Annotated in this window: 5 protein-coding genes and 1 pseudogene; 1 reads left to right on the top strand and 5 read right to left on the bottom strand. The window is 43.1% G+C overall.

Annotated elements, in window-relative coordinates:
- The coding region (locus tag EA14781_RS21420) for a Na+/H+ antiporter NhaC family protein (RefSeq protein ID WP_042336234.1) at positions 1-719 on the top strand (719 nt) is incomplete at its 5' end.
- Between the two features lie 186 nt (positions 720-905).
- Here the strand turns inward: EA14781_RS21420 and iadA are convergent.
- The 5 genes and pseudogenes from iadA to EA14781_RS25915 form a co-directional block, all read right to left on the bottom strand.
- Positions 906-2,078: a beta-aspartyl-peptidase gene (gene iadA, locus EA14781_RS21415; RefSeq protein ID WP_000564970.1), complete on the bottom strand. Its 1,173-nt coding sequence runs from the start codon at positions 2,076-2,078 to the stop codon at positions 906-908.
- 12 nt (positions 2,079-2,090) lie between these two features.
- Positions 2,091-2,552 (bottom strand): YjiG family protein, encoded by a 462-nt coding sequence (locus EA14781_RS21410; RefSeq protein WP_000211973.1) that lies wholly within the window; start codon positions 2,550-2,552, stop codon positions 2,091-2,093.
- Positions 2,549-3,232 (bottom strand): nucleoside recognition domain-containing protein, encoded by a 684-nt coding sequence (locus tag EA14781_RS21405; RefSeq protein ID WP_002430334.1) that lies wholly within the window; start codon positions 3,230-3,232, stop codon positions 2,549-2,551. Before EA14781_RS21405 ends, EA14781_RS21410 begins: the two co-directional genes overlap by 4 nt.
- Positions 3,233-3,617: 385 nt before the next feature.
- Complete coding sequence (locus tag EA14781_RS21400; RefSeq protein WP_001136614.1) at positions 3,618-5,828, bottom strand: pentapeptide repeat-containing protein; 2,211 nt, start codon at positions 5,826-5,828, stop codon at positions 3,618-3,620.
- A 308-nt stretch (positions 5,829-6,136) separates the two neighbouring features.
- Positions 6,137-6,247 (bottom strand): annotated as a pseudogene (locus EA14781_RS25915) (DUF3343 domain-containing protein); the annotation flags it as partial.

Genomic DNA, 6,247 nt, shown 5'->3' with positions numbered 1-6,247 from the left:
CCAAAGAGTTATATGATTTTGGTTTGTTGCCGCTATTACCTATGCTTATTGTCCTGTGCTTTACCTTTTTGCGTTTGCCCACAGTACCGGCATTATTAAGTAGCGCATTTGTGGCAGTACTGGTTGGATGGCTATATCAAGGTTTCCCGCTGGCGGAAGGTATTAAAGCTACAATGAGTGGTTTCCGTCTGACAATGATCACTGATTCAACGACGCTGTTACCTTCTGTGAAAGAACTGCTTGAGCAGGGCGGCCTTAATAATCAGGGAGGATTTCTGTCATTTATTATCTGCGCCATGATGTTTGCGGGCATTCTGACGGGAACAGGAATGATGGATGTCACGTTACAAAGTGCGGCAAACAAAATAAAAAGTGCCTTTGGCGCTATCCTGGCAAGTGGTGTTTTGGCGATTATCATTAACTTGCTTACCGGTTCCGATGGTTTAAATAAGATTGTTATTTCTGAGTTGATGATGAAGAAATTCGAAGATCTTAATTTATCACCGTTAGTTTTAGCGAGGACGCTGGAAGATTTTGGCACTATGAGTGCACCAATTATTCCGTGGTCAGCTGCCGGATTGTATATGGCAACGACACTAGGCGTTCCGACGTTTAGTTACCTGCCGTACTGTGTATTCTGTTTCTGCTCGATGATATTTGCATTGATCTATGCTTCTACAGGTTTCCGTTTACTGCGCTTTAATGAAGCAAAAGCCTGAGTTATTCAGGATAATAAATATGTTTGCCGGATGGTTTAATTACTATCCGGCGTTATTTTCAGAATCGCTTACCGCGAAATTTTCGCTGAATGGCATCTTTGGGCAGCCAGACAATTTCAAACCTACATTATTCTTTGTCAGCCGCCCGTGCGGGGGTCTATGCCTGTTCGGGCGGCTGGCAATGGCTTATGCTGATTCGAACGTTCCTTTCACGCACGCTTTACCGTCTTTGACCATCAGCTTCCCGCGGGCGTACACCTGTTCAATGCTCAGTTCCGGTGTCATGACCAGCAGATCAGCATCGTTGCCTGGCAGGATTTCGCCTTTCCCGGTCAGGTTGAGGAAATCGGCTACGCTACTGGTGAGAGGGCGCAGGGCGTCGCTGAGGCTGAATCCGTAGTCCTTGACCAGCACTTGCACGGTTTCCAGCAACGTTTCAAAACCGGCAACGCCGATGTGCGTCAAATTCCCTTCGTCGTCAAAGAATGGCTGACTGCCATTGCCGTCGGAACTGAGGGTGACGCGTGCCAGTGGAATACCGGCCTGAACGGCGCGAGCGATACCTTCGGCAGGGGCAACCGGTTCGTCAATGCTACTGGTGATGTCGATGGTGCCGCCTTTGCGCGCGAATTCCAGTGCCTGTTCAAACAACGGAATATTGCGGTTAACGTGTGTCGGCAGCAACTTGCTGATAGGAACATCGCAGTTTTCAAGAATATCGTAGATTGGCTGCAATGCTTTTTTGCTATCGCCCATGTGGAACACGGTGACGCCAGGTTTACCGCCGAGTAGACCACCAACGCGGGATTCTGCCGCCATATTGGCCAGATGATAAACGTCCGGTGCGGCTGAGCGGTGGTCTGAGATAGCACATTTTACGCCAATCACACGATCAATAATCGCCACATCTTTTTCTACAGAGCCCGTAATGGTGCGGGAAGGCACATGATATGCGCCGGTTAGCATCCAGGCGCTGATGCCTTTTTCATTGAGCGCCCGGGTCTTGGCGAGCAGTGACTCCGGGTGGCGAGAGATAGAATCGGTGCCCAGCAGACCGACCACGGATGTGACGCCGGCTTCTGTCAGACGGCTGAGCGCCACTTCTGGTGTCCGTGTGGTCGGGCCGGCTTCGCCGCCGCCGCCAATCAAATGGACGTGCTGATCAATGAACCCTGGGCAGAGGAGCTGCCCACTGAGATCAACAACGGTACAGTCTGGTACGATGTCTGCGGGGATGTTGTCGGCAACCGCAATAATCTTGCCATTAGCGATGAGGAGATCACAGATTCCCCGATCTTCAGGCGCATACAGATGCGCTCCCTGTAGTAGGGTAAAACCAGCTGCGGAAAAATCAATCATGGTAACTCCTTGTTAAACAATAATCTGCATGACCCAGATCGACAGCAGTGCGTTAATAACGCAGACCGTAATGATATGCGGATAGTATTTGGCATTCACTTCGGCTGTCCCCAGGCAGCGCCCGACATTTTGCACCGGGTTACCCATCAAATACATCGCGGGGAGCAAAACGGTAACATCATGACCGGTCAGAGTCCCGGCAGTCGCCAGACTGGCGGCGACACCGACTGCGCCGCCCATACTCATCAATGCGGCTAACAGGACGGTTGCCGCTTCGCCCGGTAATCCCCACAGCGCCATCACGGGTTCGCAGATATGGCCTACCCAGTCGAGCAGTCCGGTAATTTTCAGTGCCTGGATGATAACAAATGCCATCACCACATTCGGCAACAGGTTAGTGGTGGCAATAGTAAAGCCACGGCGTGCGCCATCGATAAACATATCCATGACATTTTTACGGACTTGAGTCGTCATGCTTGTGCTCCTTGCGTGGGGTTGCGACGTTCTTCAACGTTAAGCCAGACGCGTAAAATATTGGCGCCGATAAATTTAAACACCAGGATGACGGCTAAAGGTACGATTACAGATGTTCCCAGAAAGGCAAACACGGCGACACCGGAAGAAAAGTAGTTGGTGATGATGGCGCTACCGCTGGTTTGATATGCGGCAAAAATCACTTTATCGCGCTCGGTAATTTCCCCTTCCTGCGCCAGTTCTTTGGTCATACCGGCGGCAGCATCAGTGTTTTGTAGGTTGGCTATCAGTGCCAGCGAACAGATGCCCGGAATGCCCAACAGAGGTTTTAGTACAGGCGTCATTAGTTGCTGTGCAGCACGCAGCCCACCAAGACCATCGGTAATAGAGATAATCCCCAGAGAAAGGATTACTGAAGGTGCCAGTTCCAGCGCGAAGAGGAAGCCATCTTTGGCCCCAGTGCCGCCAGCACCGCGAAACGAGGTGGTCGCTCCATTCGCACCAGGCAGTTGTCCAAACGATCCGTTCAGAACGGAAAAATCAAAAACGCGCCACCAACTGTCTGTCCCGGAAAAAACGCCGGAAAAAAAGATAATGGTGAGAAAAAATGCCAGATACCCTTTAATACCTACTTTTTCTGTCGCCAGCTTTCCGGCCACAGCATCCCCTTGTTGTGTCATAACAATCCCCATTGTTTTTTGTGTATGTGTGTTGCGACTGCCAGGAAAATTCCTGGAGCCAAAAAACCTTATCAGCCATGTGGGTATGGGGAAAATGCAAGTATGTTTCTGGCTATGCGTTTTTTGCATAGTGGAGGTGATTATTCGTCGGCAACGTAACGTAAGTGTTTACGCTTGAGTAACTGCGCTCCGCTGATAAGGGCTGTCGCCAGAAGCTCTGTTGCGCCGCACAGGAGCGCACCGGGCTAATCTGTTAAGGCGTCGATGTGAGGGTAAACGATATGAATATTTTACGTGGGATAAATTTATGACAAACGCCGCAGGTAGCTTACTACGGCGTTTTGTTAGGCAGCAGGATTTTTATCATTTACTTAGGCTGACAACGTTACTTATCCAGGGATGATGAAGGTCTCATTTCAAAGATTTGTATTGTGATATCACTCTCGTCATTTGGTGTACGCACATAATAGTCATCATCTGTATTTATTGAATTAATCGTTTTAACGTTTTCAAAAGTTGCTAAATGAAGATTCGAATTGAGAAAGGAAACATTAATCGACTTAACCCCATTAAAATGAGATTCAGGAATTTGGGCGTTATTAAAGTTAACATTTTTAAAAGTAGCTTTGTCGAAATAAACTTTTTCCTGGAAGATTGCCTTATAAAATGATGAGTGCAGAATATTACTTTCGGAAAAATTAACATTAGACCAGTTAGTCTCAATGAAAAAACAGTTTTCAAGTTTAGCCTTGGAAAAATTTATCGATTCAGCTTCAGAGTTATTGAAAATAAAATTGTTAAAGTTGGCGTTCGTGAAATCTATCTCGTTCATTTTTGTTTTGTAAAAAGAAACATATTTTCCCCATGCTCTGTGGAAACTGACGTTGTTTAAATTTGCCTTGTCGAATATTACGTTAGTAATCCTGGCTCTATTAAAATTAATATTGGAACCAGTCGCTTCGGTTAGAACAGTTTCGGTTAGAGTGGAAAAATTAAACTCTGCACCATCAAGGATGGCTTTATTTAAAATAGTTTTTGTTAAAATAGTATGATTTAATTTGACTCCAGTGAGATCGTAGCCTGAGAGATCCTTCCCTGAAAGATTGGAATGGTTAAGTACGGCTCCAGCAAGAAGAGTTTTATCGAGAACCGTGTTTATAAAAAATACATATTCGAGGTTAGCGTTTCGAAGGTCTGCCTGGGTAAAATTGACACCAGAGAAATCATGCCCCTTGAAATTGCACTCCCGAAGATTAGCCCTTAAGAATATCACTCCTTTCATATTGTTAACATATTCAAAATCGACCTTCATTAATGACGCGTCAGTAAAATCTGCATGATTGATGTCACAATCTAAAAGTATAGCACCGTCAAGAGTAGCATTATTGAAAATTGCTCTTTTAAGGATGCTGTCCTGAAAATTGACATTTCTAAGATTCATTCCAGAAAAATTAAACCTGGATAAATTCATGCCCGATAAGTCCAAACCTTCGAGGGATAGCTGGCCCATGTCGTCTTTAGGAATAGCTTGCTCAACAGTGTTTATAACATAATCACCAATATGGAAAGTCATTTTTATTTTAGCGTCGGAGATAGTCATATCACGCGTTAGAAGTTTACTATTACTATCGGTTGTATTCTTCTTAATAATATTGTATTGATCACATACCTGACAAAGTCTTTTCCAGTTCTCATCGTTGGTTCTTGTCTTGTCCGGGGAATAATTTGCAATACTATAAAGATCTTCTACGATGCTGTCCTTCACTTCAGGAATGAAATAATCACTGACTTGAGGAGAAGAGATATATTCTTTAATGTTTTTACTATCGTTTGAATCAATTGTGTTTGATTGTTGGTGGCCTTTTGAAGCGTACTTAAGTAGGTTTTCCCATTGTAAGTTTGTTAATGGAATCATGTCTACTGTGTTTTTATTATCCCGAATGGTTAATTGTTTATCTATTGGATCATAATAAATCATGAAATTATCCAGATGACGGTATTGTTGGTTTGCATCTAAAACAACATTAAATGAATTTGTTTCTTTGTAGGCATAGGTTAAAAATTTATCAAATGGCAAATGTTGTTCTTCAGGTAATTCTTGTACTTCACTACGCGAAATATTTATAACACTCTCTTTAAAGTTTTGCATGTCAATATAAATTGGCAGTTGACCTTTTTGTTCTATTGTTTTGATTAATTCATTTATTTGACTAATTTCTGCGCGACCACTATGGTTCATGTTATTGCTGCTGACTGTTAATATACCATCTTTCTCATTCTGCGGCATGAAGTTTACTTTAATATCGACGAATTCAAACTCATATTGCCCATTTCTTTTAGCATTGGAAAATATTTTCTCTGTTGTTGATGAGTACCTGTCCAGTGTTAATTCGAGAACGTCGGGATTTAAAATGAAATGCATAATAAGAACTAGTGCGCGTTTAATAAAGTTATCATTTTGATGTTTGATATCATAACTGATTTGTTTAAGTAGGCTTTCAACACCGATATGAGTATCTGAATTAAAGACTTCATGGATAGTTGCGTTATAGTTTGAGTGCGTATTGTATTTGTCTATAATGATTGATTGTGGCATATTCTTTTACCCTTTATATGTGAAGTTTTTATAGAAATTTAAAAATAATTTCTGGATGTATTGATAAATATAAATTTAGATAAGGAATTTATATTTGCGAATATTTTCCATCAATCATGATTCAGCCTCTTTAATATAACTTGACACGCATGTTTGATTAATATAATAACTGATAATAGTTTAAGGACTAACGACCGGGATACTATCAAAAATCGCTCATTTGTTGGACAGATAATGTCTGGTGTGGATAAAGTCACATCACCAGTATTATATAGCGATTAATCCTGGTGTTACTTTTAAACATCTTATTAAATATTGGTTGTTGCCGCACCGTAATGTGCAATGCATTTCCAGCCGCCATCTAGCTGGCAGTAAATAGATTCAGTTTGACCCGGAATTACCCACTGCATTTCTTGGTG

This window comes from Escherichia albertii NBRC 107761 = DSM 17582 (assembly GCF_000759775.1).
GTDB lineage: Bacteria > Pseudomonadota > Gammaproteobacteria > Enterobacterales > Enterobacteriaceae > Escherichia > Escherichia albertii.
The sequence above is the reverse complement of the archived record's forward strand: the minus strand, read 5'-3'. Positions and strand labels throughout refer to the sequence as shown.